Consider the following 2,103-nt stretch of genomic DNA (forward strand, 5'->3'; position numbering starts at 1 on the left):
TCCAACGTCGCCTTTTGCTGAGGTATCCAGCCCGGCGAGGGTCAGATGAACCTGCCGGATAAAATCAGGAACATCCTGTGCGCTCATTATGGTGTTGTTGTTCCCTAAATGCGCGGAAACGATGCGCGAGAGCGCCGCTAAAAGATCGGAGCAAGACAGTTTTGAATCATCCATAAAATAATACTTCCCTCTTTGAAATTTAGATAATCGGTGCGCCTTTAGGTGTAAGAACTATACTGGTACCTTCTCCATAAAGTCACAACCCCGCTTCGCTCGACACGCCTCGACAATACATTTCAGGGCGCACCAGATCACATCCCCGGCGACTGGCTCGGAGCGCGCTCCCTGATACGCTCGCGTTCCTGTTGCTTGCGGGCCTGCTCGGCCGCCTCCTCACGACGGGCCTCAGCCTGCATGGCGCGGGTGAGTTCAAAGCCCGTCTGCTTCAGCAGATAGGTCAGATCCTTCCAGTCGCCGGGTGCGGTCGCTTCCAACACTGCATTCTCGCGCTTCGTCTGCAGTTCAGCGGCGGGACTGCGATCAGCCATGTGAACGCGCTCGCTCTTGATCGCTGCCGCAAGCGCTTTCGCCCGCAACGTCTCCAGTTCCTTCTGGCTCATGACCAGATCCAGACCCAGCGCCTTGTAGTCATGCCTGCCCAGATCGGCCGCCACGCGGTTCCACAGATCCGCCATACGGACCGGATCGGGATCGCCCAGAGCCCGTGAACGCAACTCAGCCTCCCGGACGGCGGCTTCGGAGATCATTGTCCAGCCACGATAAACATGACGGGTCTCGGCGACATAGGCCATGAATCCGGTCATGCTCGCCGTACCGCGTGGCATGGCGTTGATATGCTCGTCCGAGGTGATACCCTGTGCCGCATCGATCGTCATCGCATGGCCAAAACCCAGGCGGATACGATCGGTGTGCTTCACATCGCGCAGATCGTCCCAGGACACGAACCCTTCCCTGCCCTGCCGGTTGCGTAAAACGAGACCGTTCTCCTGCACGTCGCGCACTGTTACGAAATCACCATTCGACCCCAGGGAGTGCCGTCGCACACCGTGGGGGGTTCGCACGCGGCACTCGATCCTGTCGAAAAGGCGGATACGGTCGTTGATCGCCAAAGGCAGGTCGTATTGTTCGCCACGCTGGTCGATCGCACGCACGACAGCTCGATCCTCACCGATCTCGCCCCGTGCCTTGAGATGGGCGCGAATGGCCTGGCTGATATCGGCCACATCCGCGTTTGTCGGCGCTGAGATCGTCACGCCGCGCGTATAGCCGGCAGCAAGCAGCATATCGCGCCGGCGCAGATAGAGCCGCGCGATATCCTCGACTACCTCGCGATGCGAGCCTCCCACAAGCCGTACGGTCCCGTCCGCCCGTTTCATGTCGAGGGCTTCTCCAGCCCGAACCACATCTGCCTCGCGCTGTTGAGCCTCGCTCTTGGATGGGTCACGCCCGTCACTGCGAAACAAGGCCGCGATCGCCCGGTCACGCTGGGATTTCTGACGCAGGGTCGACGTGATCTGTGGAAGATGAGACGGGGGAAGGGCGCGCAGAAGAAGCTCGATGGAATCGCCTGCCTCGATTGCCTGACCCTGATCGCGATCGCCCAGCATACGCATACTGAACCCCATCTTGTTCTGATGCTCGAGGAGCTCGAGAAACGGCTTAGGCGCGATCTGGCTCATTTCGTCGATCACCAGGACTGACTTGTCATCGAGGACCAGTTTCCCGGATTTGAACTCACTGAGCAGGCGGGTCAGAGCATAAGTGCGATCAATGCCCGCATCGCGCAGGGCTTCGGCCTGGCGCCAGGCGATACCGGTGCCGACGACCTGGCGCCCCTCTTCCTTCCAAGCGCTTACGAGCGGTTTGAGAAGGGCGGTCTTCCCAGCGCCGGCTACACCCATCAGGAAGGCGATGCGATCGGCTGCGCCCAACGCATGGATGGCCGCAAGCTGGGCCGCGCCATGTTCGGGCTCAGAGGTGAAGTCGAGCCCGGACGCCGCGATCGCGCGACGCAGCACCTCCGGATCGAGCCGCCCTGTCTTATCCTCCAGCATGCGCTCGATATGCTGCGAGACGCTCTTT

1 protein-coding gene and 1 pseudogene are annotated in these 2,103 nt (G+C 60.6%); both read right to left on the reverse strand.

The window, feature by feature from the left end; genetic code table 11:
* Positions 1 to 174: pseudogene (locus tag P792_RS39590) on the reverse strand (hypothetical protein); the annotation flags it as partial.
* Positions 175 to 311: 137 nt separating this feature from the next.
* Positions 312 to 2,103 (reverse strand): ATP-dependent RecD-like DNA helicase (locus tag P792_RS37330; RefSeq protein WP_035439345.1); only part of this gene is annotated, 1,792 nt, incomplete at its 5' end.

Source organism: Asaia sp. SF2.1 (genome assembly GCF_000505765.1).
Classification (GTDB): Bacteria; Pseudomonadota; Alphaproteobacteria; order Acetobacterales; family Acetobacteraceae; genus Asaia; species Asaia bogorensis.